The organism is Nocardia sp. NPDC004340, from assembly GCF_053602575.1.
This window is the reverse complement of sequence record NZ_JBSGDW010000001.1, coordinates 647,084-669,094: the sequence shown is the minus strand read 5'-3', so window position 1 is coordinate 669,094 and position 22,011 is coordinate 647,084. Positions and strand designations below refer to the sequence as shown.

At 68.4% G+C, this 22,011-nt stretch carries 20 protein-coding genes; 10 read left to right on the top strand and 10 right to left on the bottom strand.

From position 1 onward, the window contains the following. The first annotated feature begins 299 nt into the window (after positions 1–299). The 3 genes from ACWEOI_RS02810 (at position 300) to ACWEOI_RS02800 (ending at position 3,148) form a co-directional block, all read left to right on the top strand. Positions 300–1,526 carry a hypothetical protein gene (locus ACWEOI_RS02810; RefSeq protein ID WP_452358792.1) on the top strand — a complete coding sequence of 409 codons (1,227 nt, stop codon included), beginning with the start codon at positions 300–302 and terminating at the stop codon, positions 1,524–1,526. A gap of 10 nt (positions 1,527–1,536) precedes the next feature. Beyond that, entirely contained in the window at positions 1,537–2,049 is a 513-nt protein-coding gene (locus ACWEOI_RS02805; protein ID WP_357089776.1) for an ImmA/IrrE family metallo-endopeptidase, read from the top strand. A 73-nt stretch (positions 2,050–2,122) separates the two neighbouring features. After that, the gene (locus ACWEOI_RS02800; protein WP_452358791.1) at positions 2,123–3,148 is read left to right on the top strand and encodes a hypothetical protein; all 1,026 of its coding nucleotides are present in this window, start codon (positions 2,123–2,125) and stop codon (positions 3,146–3,148) included. Positions 3,149–3,734: 586 nt separating this feature from the next. On the opposite strand, the gene ACWEOI_RS02795 is transcribed toward ACWEOI_RS02800, so the two are convergent. Together ACWEOI_RS02795 and ACWEOI_RS02790 are read right to left on the bottom strand one after the other, a co-directional pair. Further along, positions 3,735–4,151: a helix-turn-helix domain-containing protein gene (locus ACWEOI_RS02795; RefSeq protein ID WP_011207048.1), complete on the bottom strand. Its 417-nt coding sequence runs from the start codon at positions 4,149–4,151 to the stop codon at positions 3,735–3,737. A 358-nt stretch (positions 4,152–4,509) separates the two neighbouring features. Beyond that, the gene (locus tag ACWEOI_RS02790; RefSeq protein ID WP_357089770.1) at positions 4,510–5,676 is read right to left on the bottom strand and encodes a steroid 3-ketoacyl-CoA thiolase; all 1,167 of its coding nucleotides are present in this window, start codon (positions 5,674–5,676) and stop codon (positions 4,510–4,512) included. A gap of 147 nt (positions 5,677–5,823) precedes the next feature. Between ACWEOI_RS02790 and ACWEOI_RS02785 the strand changes: the two genes are divergently transcribed. Next, complete coding sequence (locus ACWEOI_RS02785) at positions 5,824–7,083, top strand: cytochrome P450 (protein ID WP_452358790.1); 1,260 nt, start codon at positions 5,824–5,826, stop codon at positions 7,081–7,083. A gap of 107 nt (positions 7,084–7,190) precedes the next feature. On the opposite strand, the gene ACWEOI_RS02780 is transcribed toward ACWEOI_RS02785, so the two are convergent. Genes ACWEOI_RS02780 through ACWEOI_RS02765 form a run of 4 tightly spaced genes read right to left on the bottom strand, consistent with a single transcriptional unit; the run spans position 7,191 to position 10,745 of the window. Beyond that, positions 7,191–7,607 (bottom strand): nuclear transport factor 2 family protein, encoded by a 417-nt coding sequence (locus ACWEOI_RS02780; RefSeq protein ID WP_452358789.1) that lies wholly within the window; start codon positions 7,605–7,607, stop codon positions 7,191–7,193. After that, positions 7,604–8,770, bottom strand: a complete 1,167-nt coding sequence (locus tag ACWEOI_RS02775) for a thiolase domain-containing protein (RefSeq protein WP_452358788.1) — start codon at positions 8,768–8,770, stop codon at positions 7,604–7,606. Before ACWEOI_RS02775 ends, ACWEOI_RS02780 begins: the two co-directional genes overlap by 4 nt. Further along, on the bottom strand, positions 8,767–9,804 hold the full coding sequence (locus ACWEOI_RS02770) for a thiolase domain-containing protein (protein ID WP_452358787.1): 1,038 nt from the start codon (positions 9,802–9,804) through the stop codon (positions 8,767–8,769). Before ACWEOI_RS02770 ends, ACWEOI_RS02775 begins: the two co-directional genes overlap by 4 nt. A 17-nt stretch (positions 9,805–9,821) precedes the next feature. Further along, a complete protein-coding gene (locus ACWEOI_RS02765) occupies positions 9,822–10,745 on the bottom strand; it encodes a Zn-ribbon domain-containing OB-fold protein (RefSeq protein ID WP_452359184.1) in 924 nt (307 codons plus the stop codon). Positions 10,746–10,959: 214 nt separating this feature from the next. On the opposite strand from ACWEOI_RS02765, the gene ACWEOI_RS02760 reads away from it, so the two are divergent. From ACWEOI_RS02760 to ACWEOI_RS02745, 4 genes are all read left to right on the top strand, one after another. After that, positions 10,960–11,997, top strand: a complete 1,038-nt coding sequence (locus ACWEOI_RS02760) for an LLM class F420-dependent oxidoreductase (protein ID WP_452358786.1) — start codon at positions 10,960–10,962, stop codon at positions 11,995–11,997. A gap of 172 nt (positions 11,998–12,169) precedes the next feature. After that, the gene (locus tag ACWEOI_RS02755; protein ID WP_452358785.1) at positions 12,170–13,819 is read left to right on the top strand and encodes an acyl-CoA synthetase; all 1,650 of its coding nucleotides are present in this window, start codon (positions 12,170–12,172) and stop codon (positions 13,817–13,819) included. Positions 13,820–13,913: 94 nt separating this feature from the next. Then, positions 13,914–14,909 (top strand): sigma-70 family RNA polymerase sigma factor, encoded by a 996-nt coding sequence (locus ACWEOI_RS02750; protein ID WP_452358784.1) that lies wholly within the window; start codon positions 13,914–13,916, stop codon positions 14,907–14,909. 32 nt (positions 14,910–14,941) lie between these two features. Continuing rightward, positions 14,942–15,580 carry a hypothetical protein gene (locus ACWEOI_RS02745; protein ID WP_452358783.1) on the top strand — a complete coding sequence of 213 codons (639 nt, stop codon included), beginning with the start codon at positions 14,942–14,944 and terminating at the stop codon, positions 15,578–15,580. Between the two features lie 20 nt (positions 15,581–15,600). On the opposite strand, the gene ACWEOI_RS02740 is transcribed toward ACWEOI_RS02745, so the two are convergent. The 3 genes from ACWEOI_RS02740 to ACWEOI_RS02730 all read right to left on the bottom strand — a co-directional run bounded on the left by ACWEOI_RS02740 (position 15,601) and on the right by ACWEOI_RS02730 (position 18,639). Then, the gene (locus tag ACWEOI_RS02740) at positions 15,601–17,187 is read right to left on the bottom strand and encodes an acyl-CoA synthetase (protein WP_452358782.1); all 1,587 of its coding nucleotides are present in this window, start codon (positions 17,185–17,187) and stop codon (positions 15,601–15,603) included. Between the two features lie 216 nt (positions 17,188–17,403). Continuing rightward, the gene (locus ACWEOI_RS02735; RefSeq protein ID WP_433670259.1) at positions 17,404–18,222 is read right to left on the bottom strand and encodes a helix-turn-helix domain-containing protein; all 819 of its coding nucleotides are present in this window, start codon (positions 18,220–18,222) and stop codon (positions 17,404–17,406) included. Between the two features lie 3 nt (positions 18,223–18,225). Continuing rightward, the gene (locus tag ACWEOI_RS02730) at positions 18,226–18,639 is read right to left on the bottom strand and encodes a VOC family protein (protein WP_452358781.1); all 414 of its coding nucleotides are present in this window, start codon (positions 18,637–18,639) and stop codon (positions 18,226–18,228) included. Between the two features lie 95 nt (positions 18,640–18,734). On the opposite strand from ACWEOI_RS02730, the gene ACWEOI_RS02725 reads away from it, so the two are divergent. Together ACWEOI_RS02725 and ACWEOI_RS02720 are read left to right on the top strand one after the other, a co-directional pair. After that, positions 18,735–19,931 carry a nucleotide disphospho-sugar-binding domain-containing protein gene (locus ACWEOI_RS02725; protein ID WP_433670263.1) on the top strand — a complete coding sequence of 399 codons (1,197 nt, stop codon included), beginning with the start codon at positions 18,735–18,737 and terminating at the stop codon, positions 19,929–19,931. A gap of 94 nt (positions 19,932–20,025) precedes the next feature. After that, complete coding sequence (locus tag ACWEOI_RS02720; protein WP_433670265.1) at positions 20,026–20,721, top strand: maleylpyruvate isomerase family mycothiol-dependent enzyme; 696 nt, start codon at positions 20,026–20,028, stop codon at positions 20,719–20,721. 155 nt (positions 20,722–20,876) lie between these two features. On the opposite strand, the gene ACWEOI_RS02715 is transcribed toward ACWEOI_RS02720, so the two are convergent. Beyond that, positions 20,877–22,001: an acyl-CoA dehydrogenase family protein gene (locus tag ACWEOI_RS02715; protein ID WP_433670267.1), complete on the bottom strand. Its 1,125-nt coding sequence runs from the start codon at positions 21,999–22,001 to the stop codon at positions 20,877–20,879. Between the last annotated feature and the right edge of the window lie 10 nt (positions 22,002–22,011).

Genomic DNA, 22,011 nt, shown 5'->3' with positions numbered 1-22,011 from the left:
TGATCACGGGCAATTCGCCTGCGCTGCTTGGTGATATTGGGGACGAGGGGGTAAGCGCGGGCGTACGGTTTGTGAGCACCCCTAATGCGATCGGGACTTGTGCGGAATGACGTAGCGACCGGTACGATGACCGCGTTCCGCAACAGCCCGGCAATCGGGGCGACAGTGTGAGCTCGACACCTGTCCCGAACCGCCTGTCGCGGATCGGGATTCCGTGCCCCTGGTGCGGAGCAAGCCAAAGCGCGCGGTATCGATGAGGGGATGGCTGTCGCATGATCGTCGATCGTGCAATGCGTCTGGTGGCAGTGATCGCAGCTGTCGCCGGTTCGGCGTTGCTCGGGCCCGCTGCCGCGGAGGCGCAGCCGGGCCTGCCGCTCGATCCCGCGCCCGCCGGCCAGGATCCGGCGCCCCTCGGCCAGACGCCCGCATCGGCGGCCCCATCGCAGCCGGTCGCCGTGCCCGGCACCCCGGTGGCCGGACCTCAGGATCTGCTCTCCATTCTGCTCGGCCTCGGTACCGGCTCGGCCGGACTGGGCGTCGGCTCGGCCGCGGTCGGCTCCGCGGGCCTGGGCGCCGTGCTGGGCGGCACCGGTTCGGCGGCACTGGGTAGCGGTTCGGCCGTAACCGGTTCCGCCGGTGCGGGATTGGGTTCCGCCGTGGCGGGCACCGGTTCCGCGGGCGCCGCCACCGGTTCGGCCGTGCTGGGCACCGGCTCCGCCGCCGTCGGTTCCGCCGGACTGGGCACCGGATCGGTGCTGGGCCTGGGCTCCGCGGGCGTCGGCTCGGCGGGGCTCGGCACCGGCTCCGCGCTGCTGGGGCTACTGCTCGGCACCGGTTCGGCCGCAACGGGTTCCGCCGCGGTCGGTTCGGCCGCCGTGGGCTCGGCCGGACTGGCCGCGCTGTGCACCGGTTCGGCCGCGGTCGGCTCGGCCGGAATCGGTTCCGCCGGTGTGGGTTCCGCGGTCGGTGCGCTCACCGGGCTGGGTTCGGCGGGCTCCGGCGCGGGTTCGGCCGCCACCGGCTCGGGTGTCGGCTCGGCCGGTGTGGGTTCCGCCGCGGGCTCGGCCGATCTGGGTTCGGCGGCGGTGGGTTCCGCGGTGCTCGGTTCGGCGGGACTCGGTTCCGCCGCCATCTGCGCCTCGCCGTTGCTGCTGTTGCTGATTCCGCCGCCGCCCGCGCCCGCGGTGCCGTCGGTGCCGCTGGAGATTCCGCAGCCCCCGGCCGTTCCGGCGCTGCCCGCGGTGGTGGCCCCCGTGGTCGCCGCGCCGGTGCCGGAGGCCGTGCCCGCCGCCCCGGCGCCGCCCGCCCCGAAGCCCGCTCCCGTTCTGGCGCAACCGGATCCGGATGTGAAGCCGACCTCGCACAACTCGCCACTGCCGCCGTGGAAGCCGCTGTCGGTGATCGGCGGCCTGATCGCCATGGCGCTGGCGGGCACCGGGTCGGGTGCGGTCAGTTTCCAGAGCGCGTCCGCGGCGCAGGCCCGGGTCGACGCCGCGCGCGCGGCATTCTTCGGACCGAGGGCATGAGGGGACCGCGATGACCGAGAGCAAGGCTCATAGCATCGGGTCCTACCGCCGGGTGGCCGCCGCGGTGGACGCGGTGTGCGCGGTGGCGGCCGACTTCGACGCCACCGACCTCGACGAGGTGGTGCTCGCCATCTCCGCGGAGCGGCGGCGGCCGATCGAGATCGCCAGCGCCACACTGGGTCCGGGCGTGTGCGGCCAGCGCCGCAGCTATCCGGACCGGGACGTGATCGTGCTGGCGCAGGCGCTGCCCAGCCGTGAGCACACCCTCGCGCACGAGCTCGGCCACATCGTCTTCGACCATCCGGGCGAGGCGGCGACCGAGGTGGTGCTGGAGGCCAGCGACGATCTGATCGCCTACATGCTCAGCCAGCGCGCGCATCAGAAGGCCATCGATCTGGGCGACGACGAGCAGTGCGAATGGGAAGCGGAGACTTTCGCGAGCATGCTGATGACCCGCCTGCGGGTGTTCAACAGCCGGGGCGCGGGCGTCTCGGTCCTTCGATTCGATGAGGCGCTGGGATGACCGAGTCAGGCCCCGGAGGCGGCAGCTTGCGTAACCACGTAGGGGCCCTCGGTCATCCCCGAAAGGACGCGGCATGACGTTCTGGTTGGTGGCCATGCTGGTGTGGATGGCCTCGGGCGCGCGCGTCGGGCGTGTGCTGGTGAAACCTGCGACGACAGCTCGGGTCGCGATCGTCATCGCGGTGGCCGCGGTCGCGTTGGCGGCGACGGTCGGAGTGCCGGAAATCGGTCTGGCCGTTGATCATCTGATACCGAACGGTGTGCGCGGTCTGTGGCTGGGCGACCGGGTGGTGACGGCCGCGTGGATCATGTTCGCCACCGCCACCTCGGTGGTGGCCTCGGCCGCGTGGCCGGTGGTGTCGCGTCGCAATCTGCGCCAGATCGCCATGATGATCTATGGCGGTGGTGCGCTCGCCATGCTGCTGACCCTACTCTGGTCGGTCACCTTCGGCTGGGCGATCGTGCTGGTGGAGTGCGTCTTCATCGTGATCACCGGTGTGCGCAACCTGGATTGGACCACCCTCGGCCGCGGCATCGCGCTGTATACGACCGGTACCGCGGTGGTCGGCTTGCTGGCGGCCCTGTCGATTCGCCGCGCGGTGAACGACGAGCTCATGCCGAATCCGGGTGACGAGGGCTGGTTCTGGCCGATGTGGCAGATCGCGGCGCTGCTCATCGCCATCGGCGCGGTGTGGATCGTGATCGAGCTGTGGTGGCGGGCGCGGGTGCTGCTCAAACAGATTCGCACCCTGCACCGGGTGCTGATCGCGCGGTTCCCGGAGGTGGTGGCGCACGAACAGACCGGTTCGGGCACCCAGCTCAAGGCATCGGACCAGGTCGCGCAGATCATGGACGCGCTCTATCTGCAGTCCGGCGGCGGTGTGGAACTGGTCGCGGCGGGTCAGCCGCCGGTCTCGGTGGCCGATCGGGCGCGGCGGGTGGCCGAGTGGGCGCGGAATCCGTTCGGCGAGACAGTGATCGACGGCCGCTGGATCTCGCCGCCCGCGGGGGTCAGTCCGCGCGGGTGGGTGCAGGCCATCGCGCGCGCGTATGACGCGGCGCCGGCGCAGGCCACGGTTCCGGGGTCTGCCAAACGGTAGACATTTACTCTTCCATTACCTTCTGAGTCCGCCGGGCATTACCGTCCGGAAGGGCCTCGAAGTTGATCACGCGGAGATCACCGACGCTTTTGCGATCCTGTCGCAAATGCGCAAGTCCCGTACCTCGCGTGATTGCCATGGGCGCGGCATTCCGGCGGGCCTTCTCGATGAGACTTCGTATCCGAGGTTTCGTCTCACCGAACCCGCCGTGCGTGGTACGGGACTTTGCTTGTCACTTGAAGTTGTCACTCGTGCTTGTCCGGTTGGTGCAATGGGGCGAAACACTCACAGTGCACAAAACGACATAGTGCACAAAACAACTGATTCGGCCATCCAGGTACACCTGGACGGCGTTATGCCAGCTTTGTGCATACTGCACCAGCGCAGGGGTCTGCGCCACATGGCCTCAGCGGGCTGAGACCGGTGCAACATCCTTCACGTGGACCGCATGGTCCGGCGGAGACGCCGGTACTGCCCTGCAAGCAGTACCGGCGGCCGCCTTATGTCCGGTCTGGAGCAAGCCCTGTAACAAACCAACACAGTGCGGCCTCCGAGCTAGCCGCACTGTGTTGCTCTGTGGCAGTGCTTATTCCGTGCCATCCGGAGGAATTTCGGGCAAACCTTCGCTTGCCCGCAACTTCTCCGCCATAGACGTGAGGAGATTCTGAGATTCTTCGGACAGGTCGAACGCCCTGCTCGACAGACGACGGAGTCCATAGCCCTGCAGCTGGGACAGCAGCTCGAGATCGTGATCGATCTTCGCCGCGTAGATGTCGTTGAAGAAGTAGTCCGGTTTGACCTTGAAGAACTTTGCCAGAGCAGCCACCGTCTCATCCGACGGGTTCGTGCGCTGTCCCGACCGCAACTGCGACAGATACGGTTTCGAGATCGGGTGGCCGGATGCCGTCAAGGCGGCCGCCACCTCTGCGTTCGTGTGCGGCTTACGCCCCGGGGGATGCACGGTTTCGAACAGCTTGTTCAGCCGCGCCGCGAAATCAGCCATTGTGAGCCGCCCAATTCCCTTCGCTGTACTAACAGTCGTTATCTCGGATACGTATCATTGATATTAGCGGCTCAGTAACTGAAAACCTACGCCTGATTCGCGATTTCCTTGAAGCTTCTAGGCGGTGATCCGGTTCACCCGCTGTGGCTTGGGCGTTTGCGGGCCAACCCCACGGTTCTTGCCAAGGGCTTAAGAGCCCCGGTTCTGGCCCGTCGCGGGGGTCTTCCCGGACGGGCCTCGGGTAGCCATAAGATAGCTGATGGATCATCTTCTTGTCTGTACCGGATTTTGTGTGGCGTACGCCACGTCTCAGGGCAAGACGGATGAACGTTCAACCTGGCCGAAAATCATTGAGAGACTAGATCCGTTCGATGATCGTGCCGGTCGCGAGGGCGCCGCCACAGCACATCAGGATCATGGCGGTGCTCTTGTCGGTGCGCTCCAGCTCGTGCAAAGCCGTTGTGATCAAGCGGGATCCGGTGCTGCCGACCGGGTGGCCGAGCGCGATCGCACCGCCATTGACGTTCACGCGATCGAAATCCGGCTTGTGCACCGAGGCCCACGACAGCACCACGGAAGCGAAAGCCTCATTGATCTCGAACAAGTCGATATCGGAGATGCTCATGCCGGAACGCTCGAGCAGTCGCTCGCACGCCTGCACCGGGCCGTCGAGGTGGAATTCCGGCTCGCCACCGACCAGGCACTGCGAGACGATGCGGGCGCGCGGACGCAAACCCTCACGCTGCGCGGCCTTTTCGTCCATCAGCAGTACGGCGGCGGCACCGTCGGAGATCTGCGAGGACGTACCGGCGGTGTGAATTCCGCCCTCCAGCACCGGCTTCAGCTTCGCCAGGCCCTCGCGGTCGGTAGCGCGCAGACCCTGGTCCTTGCTGATGTCGGCGAACTCGCCGGTGAGGTTGCCCTCCTTGTCGACCTGCGGGGCGTTCTTGATGGTCAGCACCTCGCGATCGAAGCGGCCCTCGGCCCACGCCTGCGCGGCCAGCCGCTGCGAGCGCACGCCCAGCTCCTCGACGTCGTCGCGAGTGATGCCGCGCCGCTTGGCGATTCGCTCGGCGGCCTCGAACTGGTTCGGCATGTCGATGTCCCACGACGCGGGGCGACGCGGCCCGGCGTGCGTTCCGACGTTGGCGCCCAACGGAACATGGCTCATGGACTCGATGCCGCAGGCCATGCCGACCTCGATGGCGCCGGTGGCGATCAGGCCGGCCACCATGCCCGCGGCCTGCTGCGCGGAACCGCACTGGTTGTCGATGGTGACGGCGCCGGTCTGCCACGGCAGTCCGGCGTGCAGCCACGCGGTGCGGGTGACATTGTTGCCCTGCTCGCCCACCTGCATGACGCAGCCGCCGACGACCTGCTCGACCAGAGCCGGGTTCAGCTCCGCGCGCTGGAGCACGCCCTGCTGTGCGGCGCCGAGCAGTTCGGCGGCGTGCAGGCCGGCGAGCCAGCCATTGCGCTTGCCGATCGGGGTGCGCGCGGCCTCGACGATGACGGGAGTACCCATTGTCTTTCCTTCCGGATCAGAACTGCAACGAGTTCACGACCAGTAACGTAAGTCTGTTCCGGACTATTACCTAGTCCCTTCTCTTGTTCTACCCCCTGTGCTTCAATAGCGGTAGAACGTGTTTCAGTTGGTCAAAGGAGACTGCTGGTGGTTGACACTGCAGCCCGGCCCGGAGTGCCGGATGGATTCGACGTCACCGACCCCGAAATTTGGGCGAAGCGAGTGCCGGCCGAGGAGCTTGCCGAACTGCGCAGAACTGCGCCTATCTGGTGGAACCCGAAGTCGCCGGAGGTCGGTGGCTTCACCGACGACGGCTTCTGGGTCCTGTCCAAGCATGCCGATGTGAAGACCGTCTCGCGCCGCGATGACGTGTTCTCCACCTATGAGAACACCGCCATCCCGCGGTTCCAGGACGACATCACCCGCGAGCAGATCGATCTGCAGCGGTTCGTCCTGCTGAACAAGGACGCCCCGGAGCACACCAAGCTCCGCAAGATCATCTCCAAGGGCTTCACGCCGCGCGTCATCAACGGCCTGCGCGCCGAGCTGACCGCCCGCGCGGAGTCCATCGTGAAGGCCGCCGTCGAGTCCGGCAACGGCGACTTCGTGGAGCAGGTGGCCGCCGAGCTGCCGCTGCAGGCCATCGCCGAGCTGATCGGTGTGCCGCAGGAAGACCGTATGAAGCTCTTCCAGTGGTCCAACGACATGACCAGCTACGACGATCCGGAATCGAACGCCGACCCGGTGGTCGCCTCCACCGAGATCCTCGGCTACTCGTACCAGATGGCCGAAGCCCGTCGCGCCTGCCCGGCCGACGACATCGTCACCCAGCTGATCAATGCCGATATGGACGGCGAGGCGCTGCTGCCGGAGGAGTTCGGCTTCTTCGTCATGATGCTGGCGGTCGCGGGCAACGAGACCACCCGTAATGCCACCACGCACGGCATGATCGCCTTCATGGAGAACCCCGACCAGTGGGAGCTCTACAAGAAGGAGCGGCCCAAGACCGCCGCCGACGAGATCATCCGCTGGGCCACCCCGGTCAGCTCCTTCCAGCGCACCGCGCTCGAGGACGTCGAGGTCGGCGGTGTGGAGATCAAGAAGGGCCAGCGGGTCATCCTGTCCTACCGCTCGGCCAACTTCGACGAAGAGGTGTTCGAGGACCCGTACACCTTCAACATCCTGCGTGACCCGAACCCGCACCTGTCCTTCGGCGGTACCGGCGCGCACTTCTGCATCGGCGCGAACCTGGCTCGACTCGAGATCGAGATCATCTTCAACGCCATCGCCGACCACATGCCCGACATCACCAAGCTGGGCGACCCCAAGCGCCTGCGCTCGGGCTGGCTCAACGGCATCAAGGAGATGCAGGTGGACTACAAGGGCGGCTGCCCTGTAAAGCACTGAGGCACTGATGGTTTGATCCGCCCTGTACCCCTCTCACTCCTCAGGGCGGAGACAAAATAGAAGCGGGCGACTGGATCATCCAGTCGCCCGCTTCGGTTTTCGAGGCCCTAGGCCTTCTTCATCGTCGCCATCGCACGCTCGGTCTCCCAGAAGGCGCGCAGCGCAGCGATTTTGCCGTCAGCGTCCACCTTGTAGGTGAACACGCCCTCGGCATCCACGATGTGCCCGCCCATGGTGGTGCGGATGCGGCCGGTGAAGGCCACCTCCTGCCCACAGGCGAAGGAGTCGTCGAAGAGGAACTCGATCGACTCCGTCTGGGCGATCGCCTTGTCCCAGAACGCCGCGATCGCTTCCGCGCCACGGTGTCCCACGCCCTCGGGATCGAAGAAGGACGGCCCGACGGGATCCTCCACGATGCCGTCGGCGGCGAACAACGCCACCCAGGCGTCCTTGTCCTTGGCGCGCACCGCGGCCTGAGAAGCCGCGCCCGCCACCCGCGCGGGGTGCTCGGAGGTGGTGGTCATCGTTGCTCGCTGCCGACGACCCACATCGAGAAGTACTGCGAGCCACCGCCGTACGCGTGGCCGAAGGCCTTGCGGGCGTTCTCCACCTGGTAGTCGCCCGCGCGGCCCATGACCTGCTTGGCGGCCTCGGCGAAGCGGATCATGCCGGACGCGCCGATCGGGTTGGAGGACAGCACGCCGCCCGACGGGTTGACCGGCAGCTTCCCACCGATGGCGGTCTCGCCGGCGTCGGTGAGCTTCCAGCCCTCGCCCTCGGGCATGAAGCCCAGGTTCTCCAGCCACATCGGCTCGAACCACGAGAACGGGACGTAGATCTCGGCCGCGTCGATCTCCTCGAGCGGGTTGGTGATCCCGGCCTGCTGCCACAGCGCCTTCGCGGCGGCCTGGCCGGCCTGCGGGTTCACCTGGTCGCGGCCCGCGTAGGCCAGCGGCTCGGTGCGCATGGCGGTGCCGTGCACCCACGCGACCTTCTTGCCCTGCGCCTCCACGGCCTTGGCCGATTCCTCGTCACCGATCACGATGGCGCAGGCGCCGTCCGAGGACGGGCAGGTCTCGTCGAAACGGATGGGGTCCCACAGCATCTGGGACGCCATCACCGATTCCACGCTGATGTCGGGCTGGTGCAGGTGCGCGAACGGATTGCGCGCGCCATTGCGGCGATCCTTCACCGCGACCATGGCGCCCACGTGCAGTGGCGCGTTGGAGCGACGGATGTAGGCGCGCACGTGCGGGGCGAAGTAGCCGCCCGCGCCCGCGCCGACCGGCATGGTGAACGGCACCGGGCTCGACAGCGCCCACATGGCGTTGGACTCGGACTGCTTCTCCCACGCCACGGCCAGCACCCGGCGGTGCACGCCGGCCTGCACCTGGTTGGCCGCGACGACGGCCGTGGAGCCGCCGACGGAACCCGCGGTGTGCACCCGGAGCAGCGGTTTTCCGGTGGCGCCCAGGGCGTCCGCGAGGAACAGCTCCGGCATCATGGAGCCCTCGAAGAAGTCGGGGGCCTTGCCGATCACGATGGCGTCGATATCGGCCATGGTCAGGCCGGAGTCCGTGAGCGCCCGGTCGATGGCCTCGCGGATCATTCCGGCCATCGAGACATCGGACCGTTTGGTCACGTGATGGGTCTGACCGGTGCCGAGGACGGCAGCTGCGTAGCTCATGAACGTGCCTCCAGGGTGGCCACAAGGTTCTGCTGCAACGCGGGGCCGCTGGCGGCGTGCGCCAGTGCGCGATTCGCGGTGCCATTGATGATTTCCCGGGCGGCGAAGCCGATGCGCTCCAGACCGGCCGCGAACATGGGGTTGCCCGACAGCGCGCCGCCGGACGGGTTGATCCGGGTGTCCCCCTTCAGGCCGATGGCCTGCTTCAGGATCAGCTCCTCGTGGGTGAATTGCGCGTGCAGCTCGGCGAGGTCGAAACCGCTTGCGTCACCGCCGGTCACGGCGTTCGCGGCCTTGGTAGCGGACTCCGAGACGGTCAGGTCGCGGGCGCCCAGCACGGGGGAGTCGATGTAGTGCGCCATGCCGGTCAGCCAGGCCGGACGCTCGCACAGTTCGCGGGCCCGGTCGCCGACGGCCAGCACGATGGCGGCGGCGCCGTCGGTGATCGGGGCGATGTCGTGGGCGCGCAGCGGATCATTGATCTTCGGCGCGGCCAGCAGCTTGTCGATGTCACCGCCGGTGGTGCGGGCGGCGACGGCGGCCATGTCGGCCTCGGTCCAGCGGCCCGCGTCCAGGCCCGCGCGGGCCTGCAGTCCGGCCATGGACAGCGAGTCCACGCCCAGCGGCGCGACCAGGTACGGGTCGGTCTGCAGACCCAGGATCTGGCGCAGGGTACCGGCCGACGACTTGCCGAAACCGTAGACCAGCGCCGTCTTCGCCTGTCCGGAGCGGAGTTTCACCCACGCCTCGTACAGCGCCCAGGCCGCGTCCATCTCCACGTGAGACTCGTTGATCGGCGGCACCGCGCCGATCGAGTCGATCGCCGAGATGAACGAGAACGCCCGTCCCGCAAGGTAATCCGAGGAGCCCGAGCACCAGAAGTCGATATCGGCGACGCCGACGCCGAGCTTCTGCTTGAGCTCCTGGAAGCACGGCGCGAGCATCTCCACGCCATTGGTGGTGCCGAAGGTCTCCGGCACGTGCGGCGCGTGCGCGAAGCCCACTACCGCGATGTCGGTTGCTGTGTTACTCAAGGTATTTCAGCGCCTCTCTACAGGTGGTGCGCGAAAGAGTCGTAGTCGGCGTCCGGTTCGCCGGTGGGCCGGAAGTGGTCGATATTGGCCATGGACAGGCCCCACTCCTCGCGCGGCTTCCACACCGCCTCGATCCGCATGCCCATTCGGACCTCGTTCGCGTCGACGCCGAGCACCAGGTGCAGGAACGGGATATCGGCGCCGTCGAGCAGCACGTAGGCGGCCACGTACGGCGGCTTCAGGCGCTGGCCCATGAACGGCACGTTCACGATGCAGTACGTGGTCACGATGCCCTTGTCGGACACCTCGACGAAGTCGTCGGTCGGCTCGCCGTCGCGCGGGTCGGCCCCGCGCGGCGGGAAGTACACCTTGCCGTCGAGCTTGGCCCGCGCACCCAGCAGCTTGCCCTCCATCAGGCCCTTCAGGAAGACGGCTTCCTGCGGTGCGGCGGTGTGCTTGACCGAATAGTCGACCGGGGTCACCACTCCGGTGACCGGCTCGGCGTCGGACGCCCCGGCCGCCGGGGCCGTGGAGGTTTCGCCCGGCTCGAAGGCCACGATGTCGCGAATATGGCCGGTGCGCTCGGCGGCCCAGCGGGCGCGCACCCGCATGCCGGTGGTGATGTCGGCGGGGCTCGCCACATCCACCGCGTGCAGCATGGCGGTGTCCGCGCCGTCCAGCTTGATCAGCGCGTAGGCGAAGGGCCGGTCGAAGGGCTGACTCGGCAGCGGCTCGGCCACCCAGGACCAAGACTGCACGGTGCCGACGTCGGCGACGTCGACGAATTCGGTCAGCGGTTCGCTGGTCTTCGGATCGTATTCCGCGGGCGGCACGATCACGCGCCCATCGGAACCCCGCACCCCGATGACCTTGCCGGCGCGCAGTTCCGTGAGGAAGCGCCCGATGGTCGGACCGGTGGAGCGGGTGTAGTCGAATGTCATCCGCAGCGGCGCGGACAGTATTTCGGTGTTCCCCAGAGTCACGAGATCGAGTAGAACAGGTTCTAGTGGCGGTGGCAAGAGTACGGGCTGCGGCCTCGAAGACCGGCCCCGGATGTTCTAGGAAGGAACCTCCGTGCCTGAGCGGTCAGGCGCGGAGGAGGCAGCGGAGCGTAACCATGGAGCGCTCCGCTCTGGTGCGAAAGGAAATGCAGTAATGCGCTTTGGCTTGCAACTCGGATATTGGGGCGCGCAGCCGCCCGTCAATACGCGGGAGCTGATCGCGGCCGCGGAGGAGACCGGATTCGACGCCGTCTTCACCGCCGAGTCGTGGGGCTCGGACGCCTTCACCCCGTTGGCCTGGTACGGCTCCGACACCAGCCGGGTGCGATTGGGCACCTCGGTGGTGCAGATGTCGGCCCGCACCCCCACCGCGACCGCCATGGCCGCGCTGACCATCGACCATCTCAGCGGTGGCCGGCACATCCTCGGGCTCGGCGTCTCCGGCCCGCAGGTGGTCGAGGGCTGGTACGGCCAGCCCTTCGGCAAGCCCCTCGCGCGCACTCGTGAGTACGTCTCGATCGTGCGGCAGGTGCTCACCCGCGAGGGCAAGGTGACCAGTGCGGGCCCGCACTATCCGCTGCCCTACAACGGCCCGGGCGCCACCGGATTCGGCAAGCCGCTCAAGCCGATCACCCACCCGCTGCGCTCGGACATCCCGATCTGGCTGGGCGCCGAAGGCCCGAAGAACGTCGCGATGACCGCGGAGATCGCGGACGGCTGGCTGGCCATCTACTACACGCCGCGGCTGGCCGACATGTACAACGAATGGCTCGACGAGGGCTTCTCCCGGCCGGGCGCGCGGCGCTCGCGCGAGGACTTCGAGATCGCGGCCACCGCGCAGGTCATCCTCACCGACGACCCCAAGGCCGAACTGGATCGGCTGCGGCCGTTCATGGCGCTCTACATCGGCGGCATGGGCGCGGAGGAACTCAACTTCCACGCCGAGGTGTACCGGCGCATGGGTTACGGCGAGCAGGTCGACGAGATCACCCGGCTCTTCCGCACCGGCCGCAAGGAGGAGGCCGCGGCGGTGGTGCCCGACGAGCTGATCCTCGACACCACCATCATCGGCAACGAGGCGCAGGTGCGTGAGCAGCTGAAGGTGTGGGAGCAGGCGGGCGTCACCATGATGCTGGTCGGCGTCCGCGACGTGGAGCAGTTCGAACGGTTGAAGCCGCTCATCGAGTCGTAATCGGTCGTGATCCGGTGCGGAGCGCGCCTCGCTGAGCGGGGTGCGCTCTTCTCGTTTGTCCCCCGCGGGGCGTACGTCGCCGTACTGTGAGAGCGGGGGCACGTCCGCTCAGCGGGACGTGAGCGAAAACAGTGGCTTGTCACACACAAGAACACGTTCTATTTTGGTCCCTGTGAGCTACAACATTGCGGACCTTGTCGAGCACACCATCGACCTCATGCCGGAACGTGTCGCGCTGGTTGACGACACCCGCTCGGTCACCTACGCCGAGCTGGAGGACCGTGCCAACCGGCTGGCGCACTACCTGCAGGAACAGGGAGTGCAGCCGGGTGACAAGGTCGGCGTCTACTCGCGCAACACCATCGAGGCCGTCGAGGCCATGGTGGCCATCTTCAAGGCGCGGGCAGTCATGATCAACGTGAACTACCGCTACGTTGAGAACGAGTTGCAGTACATCTTCGAGAACTCGGACATGGTCGCGCTGCTGCACGAGCGTCGCTATTCCGACAAGGTGGCCAACGTGCTGCCGAACACGCCGAAGATCAAGTCGGTCGTCACCGTCGAGGACGGCACCGACCTGCCGCTGCCCCCCGGCGCGGGCGAATACGAAGCGGTGCTGGCCGGCTCGCACGGCGAGCGCGACTTCGACGAGCGCTCCTCCGACGACATCATGATGATCTACACCGGCGGCACCACCGGCATGCCCAAGGGCGTCATGTGGCGCCAGGAGGACTGGTGGCGCGTCCTCGGCGGTGGCATCAACTTCTACACCGGCGTCTTCATCGAGGACGAGTGGGAGCAGGCCAAGGGCGGCGCCAGCGGCAACGCGCCGATGGTGCGCTACCCGATCCCGCCGCTGATCCACGGCGGCGCGTTCACCGCCACCCTGCACAGCCTGTTCGACGGCGGCACCGCCGTCATGCTGCCCGAGTTCAGCGGGCACGGCGTGTGGCGGGCCGTGGAGCGCCACGGCGTCAACATGATCTTCATCGTCGGTGACGCCATGGCTCGCCCGCTGCTCGACGCGCTGGCCCAGGGCAACCCGGAAACCGGTCAGCCGTACCAGCATTCGAGCATGTGGGTGCTGGCCAGCAGCGCCGCGCTGTTCTCGCCGGCGCTCAAGGACCAGTTCATCGAGAAGTTCCCGAACGCGCTCATCACCGACTCCATCGGCGCCTCCGAGACCGGCTTCGGCGGTCTGGCCGTGGCCACCAAGGGCGCGACCCACACCGGCGGCCCGCGGGTGAAGATCGACGGGTCCACCAAGGTCATCGACGAGGAAGGCAACGAGGTCGTCGCCGGCTCCGGCCAGGTCGGCCTGCTCGCGCGCACCGGCAACATTCCGGTCGGCTACTACAACGACCCGGTGAAGACCGCCGAGACCTTCAAGACCTTCAACGGCGTCCGCTACTCCATCCCCGGCGACTTCGCCCGGGTGGAGGAGGACGGCACCGTCACCATGCTCGGCCGTGGTTCGGTGTCCATCAACTCCGGTGGCGAGAAGATCTTCCCGGAAGAGGTCGAGGGCGCGCTCAAGGCGCACCCGGACGTCTTCGACGCGCTGGTCGTGGGCGTGCCCGACGAGCGCTGGGGCCACCGCGTCGTCGCGGTCGTGCAGTGCACCGACGGCACCCGCCCGACCCTCGAGGAACTGCGTCCCACCCTGGTCAAGGAGATCTCCTCCTACAAGATGCCGCGCAGCCTGTGGTACGTGGACGAGATCAAGCGTTCGCCCGCCGGCAAGCCCGACTACAAGTGGGCCAAGGCGCAGACCGAGGCCCGCGAGGCCGACGACCACGCCCAGGCCCCGACCACCAAGTAGGTCATGAGAAGTCAGTGCCCGCGTGCCGTCGCAGGCGGGCACTGATCGTTTCGATGGGTGTTTGTTGTCGGTGGGTTGTGTCAGGCTGTCTGGCATGAGCGAGAAGGTGGGCGGCACCGTATCGGATGACGTACTGCGGTCTTTCGAGGGCCATCGGCGCGAACTGTGCGCCTACGCGTATCGAATGCTCGGGTCCTCGTTCGAGGCCGAGGACGCGGTGCAGGAGACCTTCACGCGGGCCTGGAAGTCCTACGACTCGTTCGAGGGCCGGGCCAGCGTCCGCTCCTGGCTGTACAAGATCGCCACCAATGTCTGTCTGGACATGCTGGACGGCCCGCAGCGCCGGGCCCGGCCCATGGACCTCAACGGACCTTCGACTCCCGATTCGCAGTTGCCCGCGCCGGAGCCGGATTACGTGTGGGTGGAACCGATTCCGAACGCGCTCGCCTTCGGTGCCGACCCCGCCGAGGCCGCCAGCACCAAGGACACCCTGCGCCTGGCCTTCGTCGCCGCCGTGCAGCACCTGCCCGCCAGCCAGCGCGCCATCCTCATCATGCGTGAGGTGCTGCGCTTCTCCGCCGGTGAGACCGCGGACATGCTGAACGTCTCGCCCGCCTCGGTGAACAGCGCCCTGCAGCGCGCCCGCGCCACCATGTCGAAGGTGCAGGAGACCGCCACCGTCTCCGATCCCTTCGACGAGCGCGACGAGCAGCAGCGCAAGCTGGTCGACGACTTCGTGAAGGCCTTCGAGGCCTACGACATGAGCGCCCTGACCGAGCTGCTGAAAGCCGATGTGGCCCTGTCCATGCCGCCGTTCTCGCTGTGGGTGTCCGGCCCCGAGAACGTGGCCGCCTTCATGCTCGGCACCGGCCAGGCCTGCCGCGATTCCCGCATGGTGCCGCTGGAGGGCGCGAACGGCCTGCCCGCCTTCGGCCACTACAAGCCCGGCGACGAGCCCGGCGTCTGGATCCCGTGGTCCATCACCACGCTGGAACTCTCCGGGGACCGCATCTCCGGCCTCACCTTCTTCCTCGACACCGAGAAGCTGTTCCCCCTCTTCGGCCTCCCCATGGAGCTTCGCCCGAACTAGGCTCTCCGCCACGGGAGTCCGGGGAGGGGCGCATGACGGTCGAGTTGCACGCGGACGAGCGGTGGGCGCAGAACCTGCGCCGCATGCTGGTGGGGGCACGGCACGAGGCCGTCATGGCCATCGCCCGCCCGGTGCGGCCGGAGACCGAATACCGCGCGGAGGACACGGTTTTCCGGCAATTGCACGAGGCCGGGAAACAGGTGCGGGTGCTGCTGTCGGCCGCGTACGTGAGCAGCCGGGGCCGCCAGTCGGTGCTACGGCAGTTCACTCTCGGCTCGCGGATCCGGGTCACCGATACCGAGTTCTGCAATGCGCTGATCGTCGATCGTGAGCGAGCGGCGCTGTGGTCGGCCGCGCCGGGGGAGGCGCCGCGCGGATACCTGGTGGCCGAACCCGCGCTGCTCGGGGTGGTGCACCAGTTCGCCACCCGCACCTGGCATTCCGCGCGTGACCTGCGCGACCACCTGGAGGTGCGGGACGGCCTGGACGCGGTGGCGCTTGCGGTGGTCGAGCAGCTGTACGCCGGCGCGAAGGACGAGACCGCGGCCCGGGTGCTGGGGGTTTCGCTGCGCACCTACCGGCGCTACGTCGCCCAGCTCATGACGCGGTTCGAGGTGAGCACCCGCTTCCAACTCGGGGTGCGGGTGCGGGAGCTCGGGCTGCTGGGCTGATCAGCCGGCCACAGTGCTGATCAGCGGGGTGTGCGCAGATCCTCGGGGTGCTCGGCCGCGAACCGTTTGGCGGCGGGATAGTTCGCCTTGCCGCTCGGCTGCCGCATGACCGTGCCGACCAGCCAATAGCCGCGTGGCGCCTTGTATCCCGCGACTTTGGTCCGCACGTGGGCGTCGAGTTCGGTGAGATCGATCGCGGTCCCGGTCCGCGGCTGCACCACCGCGGCGACCGTCTGCCCGAACCGTTCGTGCGGGATGCCGATCACCAGTGTGTCGAAGACGTCCGGGTGCGATTTGAGCGCCGTCTCGACCTCCTCGGGGAACACCTTCTCGCCACCGGTATTGATGCACTCGGAGCCGCGCCCGAGCAGGGTGACGGTGCCATCGGCCTCGTAACGGGCGTAATCGCCCGGCGCCACATACCGTTTGCCGTCGACCTCGACGAAGATGGTCTTCGTCTTCTCCGGGTCCTTGTAGTACCCGATCGGCACGTGCCCGGTCCGCGCCATCCGGCCGACGGCTCCGGGGACGGGCGGCACGAGGCGGCCGTCGTCGTCCAGTAGCGCGGACTGCGCCCCGAACTTCACCCGCGGGCCCTGCGTGTGGTCGGAATCCTTGGTGACCGTGGACAGTCCGGTGCTGCCGCTCTCCGACGACCCGATCACGTCGGTGACGAACAGATTCGGGAAGGTCGCGAGGTACTGCTGTTTCAGTGAGTGCGAGAACAGCGCGGCGTGACTGCTGAACGCCCACAGGGACGGAACCTGGTACCGCCCCGCGTGATACGCCTCGAGCAGCGGCTTGGCCATGGCGTCGCCGACCACGGTCAGCACATTGACCCGGTGCTTCGCCACCACCCGCCAGACCTCGTCGGCGTCGAACTGTGGCACGAAAACCACTGTGCCGCCCGAGTTCAGGGCGAGGAACGTCGCCCACTGGGCCGCGCCGTGGATGAGCGGCGAGAGCGGGGCCATGACGATGCCCTCGGGCGCGGACCGGGCATCGGCCGCCAATGCCCATTCGTCCGAGACGTATTCGCCGGTGACATGGTTGATGCCACCGCCGAGTGCCCGCCAGACGTCCTCGTGCCGCCACATGACGCCCTTGGGCAGGCCGGTGGTGCCGCCCGTGTAGAGGATGTACAGATCGTCGCCGCTGCGGGGACCGAAATCCCGGTCGGGAGAGTGCGCGGCCAGCGCGTCGTCGTAATCGGGTCCGATGGCGAGGGTTTCGGTGAGGCCGGTCGCGGATTCGCGAACCTCGGAAATGATTTCCCCGAATTTCGCTTCGTGGATAATTGCTTTCAAATCCGCGTTGCCGACGAGGTAGCGCACCTCGTCGGCCACGTACCGATAATTCACGCTCACCGAGACGGCCCGCAGTTTGTAGGTCGCGAGCATCGTTTCCAGCGCCTCGATGGAATTGCGCGAGTAGACGCCGACGTGGTCGCCGGCTCCGATGCCGCGGGCGGCCAGGTGGTGGGCGAGCCGGTTGGCGCGGTCGTCGAGTTCGCGGTAGGTGAGTCGCCGGTCTTCGCAGATGAGGGCGGTCCGCTCCGGGACCGCGTCGACCGCGTGCTCGAACAGGTCCGCAACAGTGAAAGCCATGGGCCCACCCTCGCTTTCGCGGGGATGGAGCGCGGGTTCATCGGTTGGCAGGAAGCTGTCACGGCCCGGGCGCGCGGGGGTGTTCCGCGGGCCGATCCCCTCCCGTCCAGACATGTAGACATGAACCCGGCCCGCGGCTCTCCTACCCTCGCCGCCCGGCCGCTCGAGATCAAGATCAGGAAGTCACCCGCATCGGGTGGCCCGAGGATTTGCGGATCACCAGAGGATGATGTCCGAGGTGTCCGGATCCGCGGTGGCGGGGTCGATGCCGCGCGGGGACAGCGTGAACAGCTCCGCGTCGCGGTGCGGGAAAGCCCAGCGCAGACAGTCGATCTGGTACTCGGTGACGGCGCCGGTGTCGGGGTCGCGCAGCAGGACGGTGTCATCGGCGAGCACGGCGGGCGGGCACGGGGTGTTCCAGACCCGGTCGAACTCGGGGCTGGCCCGGCAGGCTTCGCGGATCTCGCGGACCCGGTCGGCGGGGGTGTTGGCGAGCGAATACTCGGTCAGGCCGAAGACCAGGCGGTGGATGAAATCGACCCAGTTCACCATGTATCGGCCGGCGCGCGGGTCGTTCATCGTGGCGACGATGACATTGAGCGGCCGGTCCCGGGAGCCGAGCCGCGGGTCCAGCCACGGGAACAGCCGGACCGCAGCGGTATTGGCGGCGAGGATGTTGTTCTCCGGCACCTGGTGCAGCGAGGCGGGTCCGCGCAGATTGCGCATGAAGGTCAGCATGCCGTCGGTCACCGAACCTCCGGCGGCGGCCGACACCGACAGGTCGTCGCCGGTGGCGATGGACCACAGCACCCGCCGCCGGTTCACCGGGATCTCGAAGAGCGCGGCCAGCGCGTTGAGCATGCCGGGATGCGGGAGGCGCTGGCCGTTCTCGATCTTCTCGTAGCCGCTGCGGGACATGTGCAGCGCCTCGGCGACGGCGCGCTGGGTCATGCCGCGGCGGAGTCGCTCCCGCTTGAGGTACGCGCCGAGTGATATCCCGTGGGGGCCTTCGGACTCGGGACTGTCGGCGCGCATCGATCACACAGGATAAGCCATGTAGAACGGCTCCCACTGGTGGCCGTCGGGGTCGAGGAAGGTGCGGCTGTACATGCCGACCTCGGCCTCCTGGGCCCGCCGGTCCGCACTGACCTCCTCCTGGCCGCCCGCGGCGAGGGCGGCCTCCACCAGCGCGTCGACCTCATGGTTGCTGCCCAGGGCGAGCGCGTAGACACTGCCGACGGTGCCGCGGGTGTCGCCCAGCGGGCGGCGGCCGAAGGTGGTGAAGAACTCGTGCGTCAGCAGCATGACGCAGATGTTGTCGTCGACCACGATGCAGGCGGCATTGCCGTCGGTGAAGTCCTGATTCACCTTCCAGCCGACGGACTCGTAGAAGCGCTTGGACCGGTCCAGGTCGGCGACGGGCAGATTGATGAAGATCATCTTGCTCGGCATGGTGGCGCGTTCCCCTCTCATTCGATGTACTGATGAGGACGAAGCGGGTGCGCGAAACTCATCGGTCGTGCGAGAGTTGCCGGTGGAGGTGCCCGATGAGCCACAGCTATCTGATCGCTCTCACCGGCAGCGGGGGAACGGTTCCGCCGGAGCTGGGGGTGGTGCGGCGGCTGGTACGCCGGGGCCATCGGGTGACGGTGCTGGCGGAGGAATCGCTGGCCGAGTCGGTGGCCGCGACCGGCGCGCGGCTGCGCCTCCGGGCCGGGGCCGGGTTCGCGCGCGACACCGCCGACGAGATCGACGCGAATCGGCCCGATCTGGTGCTGGCCTCGTTCTTCGCCTTCGGCGCCATGGTCGCCGCGCAGGCCTGTGAGACGCCGTTCTCGGTGCTGATCCCGGGTGTCTATCCGCTACCCGTGGAGGGTGGTCCGCCGCCGGGCACCGGCTTCACGCCCGCGCACGGACCGGTCGGGCGGCTACGTGACCGCTTGGTCGGTTCGCTGGTGCAGCGGCGCTGGGACGAGGAGCTGCTACCCAAGCTCAACGCCCTGCGCTCGGATTTCGGGCTGGAACGTCTGGCGCACTACCAGGATCAGGCGCGACTGGCCCGCCGCCAGCTCGTCTTGTCCAGTGCCGCTTTCGATTTCCCGGGTCAGGGACCCGACGGGGTGCGCTGGGTCGGCCCCATCCTCGACGAACCCGACTGGGTCACCGACACCACCTGGACCCAGACCGACGGCGGCGATCCGCTGGTGCTGGTCGCGCTGTCCACCACGTTCCAGCATCAAACCGACTGCCTGCAAAGGATTTCCGAGGCCCTGGGCCAGCTACCCGTGCGCGGCGTCATCACCACGGGCCCCGCGATCGATCCCGCCGAACTCCGTGTGCCCCACAATGTGTCGGTCCTGCGCGACGCCCCGCACCGCGAGCTCATGCGCCACGCCAGCCTGGTCGTCACCCACGGCGGCCACGGCACGCTGATGAAATCCTTCGCCGCCGACCTGCCGGTCGTGGTCCTCCCACACGGACGCGACAATGCCGACAACGCCGCCCGCGTCCGTGGTCACGACGCCGGAATCGTCTTGCCGCGCACCGCCACTCCGCAGCGCATCGCCCGGGCCGTCCGCCACACCCTGCGCACCCCGGCCCACTATCGCGCGGCCGCCGAGCTGGGCCGCGCCATCCGCCGCGACGCGCGCGGCGAGGCGCTGCTGCGCGAGCTGGAACCGTCGCCCGAACACCCCGAACAGGTGGGGGAGCGGGTCTTCTCGGTGCGCGAACTCGAGTCCTGAGCATCCGCGCGACACCGGAGGTTTGGCCGAATTTCGCGTGCCACCGGCCGGATATGGCTGGCACGCTGCGGTTTCTCTGTTTAGCGTGAGCCGCATGGATTTCCTGGCCGTTGTGCGCGAGAAGTTGAACGAGTTCGGCGAACTGATCACGCCGGAGGTCGAGCTGTCCGCGCCCGTCCCGGCCTGCGGCGACTGGACCTTCTACGACCTGGTCGACCATGTCGGTCAGGGGAATCTGTGGGTGACCGCGGCGGTCCTGGAGCAGCGGGGCGACTTTCAGGGCGAGCCCGCGCCCAAGGACGCGGCAGGGCTGCGGACCTGGTACGACGGCACGGCGAAGGCGATGATCGACGCCCTGTCGGTCGATCCCGAGACTCCGGCCTGGACCTTCACCTCGCAGATGCCGCGCAAGGTCGGCTTCTGGCAGCGCCGCCGCGCGCAGGAGACCCTCATGCACCTGTGGGACGGCCAGGACGCGCTGGGCGCGGCCGAGGCGTTCGATCCGGCGCTCGCCTCCGATGGCGTGACCGAGGTGTTCGAACTGTTCGCGCCCCGCATGATCCTGCGCGGCCTGGCGAGCGAGCCGACCGCGGCGATCAGCGTGCGCGCCACCGACACCGGCGACAGCTGGACCTACGGCCCGGGCGCGCCGGTGGCCGAACTCTCCGGCACCGCCTCGGATCTGCTGCTGGCGCTGTGGGCGCGCAAGGAGCCCGACGACGCCGCGCTCAGCTGGCAGGGGAACTGGGCGGAGGGCAAGCAGGTCCTCGCGGGTCCGCTGGTGCCGTGACGGCGTAAACCGTTCCCCGGCACGGAGAACGGCGAGGTGGTGAAACGGAAACGGCGAGGCAGTGGCCGGTATGGGAGCCACCGCCTCGCCGTCGGCCGCGTTTGCAGGGTCGGCCGAGTCTCCAGGCCCAACCGGGCCGTGGGAGCTGTTCGTTCCTACTGCGCGTCGGCGAGCAGGGAGCCCAGGGCGCGCAGGTGATCGGTCGCGCCGCCGAGTGCGAACTCGTTGTGCTTGGCCGCCGTGAAGTACTGGTTCACGATGTGGTCGCGGTCGATGCCGACGCCGCCGTGCACGTGCACCACGGTGTGGGCGACGCGGTGTCCGGCCTCGGCGGCCCAGAACTTGGCGGTGTGCACCTCGGCGGTGGCGGGCAGGCCCTCGGCGATCCGCCAGGCCGCCTGCTGCACGGCCAGGCGCACGCCCTGCACGTCGATGTAGCCGTCGGCGAGGCGCTGGGCCACGGCCTGGAAGCTACCGATCTTGCGGTTGAACTGCTCGCGCTCGCGGGCGTAGTCGGCGACCAGTTCCAGGCCCTTCTCGACCACGCCGAGCTGGGTGGCGGCCAGGCCGAGCCAGGCCCGCTCCAGCAGCCAGGTCAGGACCTCGCCGCCCTGTTCGAGGGTGCCCACCAGTTCGGCGGGGGTGCCGGCGAATTCGACCTCGGCCTCGGGGGAGCGGTCGGTGACGATCTGGTCCTCGATGCGCACCGAGGCGTGCGACGGGTCGACCAGGAAGACGGCGGGGGCGCCGTCGACGCTGGCGGACACCAGGATTCGCGCCGCCTGGCGGGCGAAGGGCACGGTGGTCTTGAGGCCGGTGAGCTGCCAGCCGTCGCCCGCGATGGCGGTGGTGACGGGCTTGGCCGGCTCCCAGTTGCGCTCCTCGCTCAGCGCGGCGGTGAGGATGATCTCGCCGGTCGCGGCCTGGGCGGCCAGCTCGCGCTGGGCGGCGGAACCGAACTGCGCGAGCGCGCCCGCGCCGAGCACGATCGACCACAGGTAGGGCACGGGGGCGACGGACTTGCCGATCTCGCGCAGGATCGCGGTCTGCTCGAGCACGCCGAAGTCGCTGCCGCCCACGCTCTCCGGCAGGGCCGCCGCCAGCACGCCGGTCTCGGCGAGCGAGTCCCACAGGCCGGAGTCGAAGCGCACGGTGCGGTTGCCGTCGGCGTCGGTGTTCTTGTCGAGCTCACGCAGCCGGTCGGCGGTGACCAGCTTGCCGGTGACCTCGGCGGTGAGGCGGGCCAGATCCTGCTGCGCCTCGGTGAGGGTGAAATCCATGATGGGTACC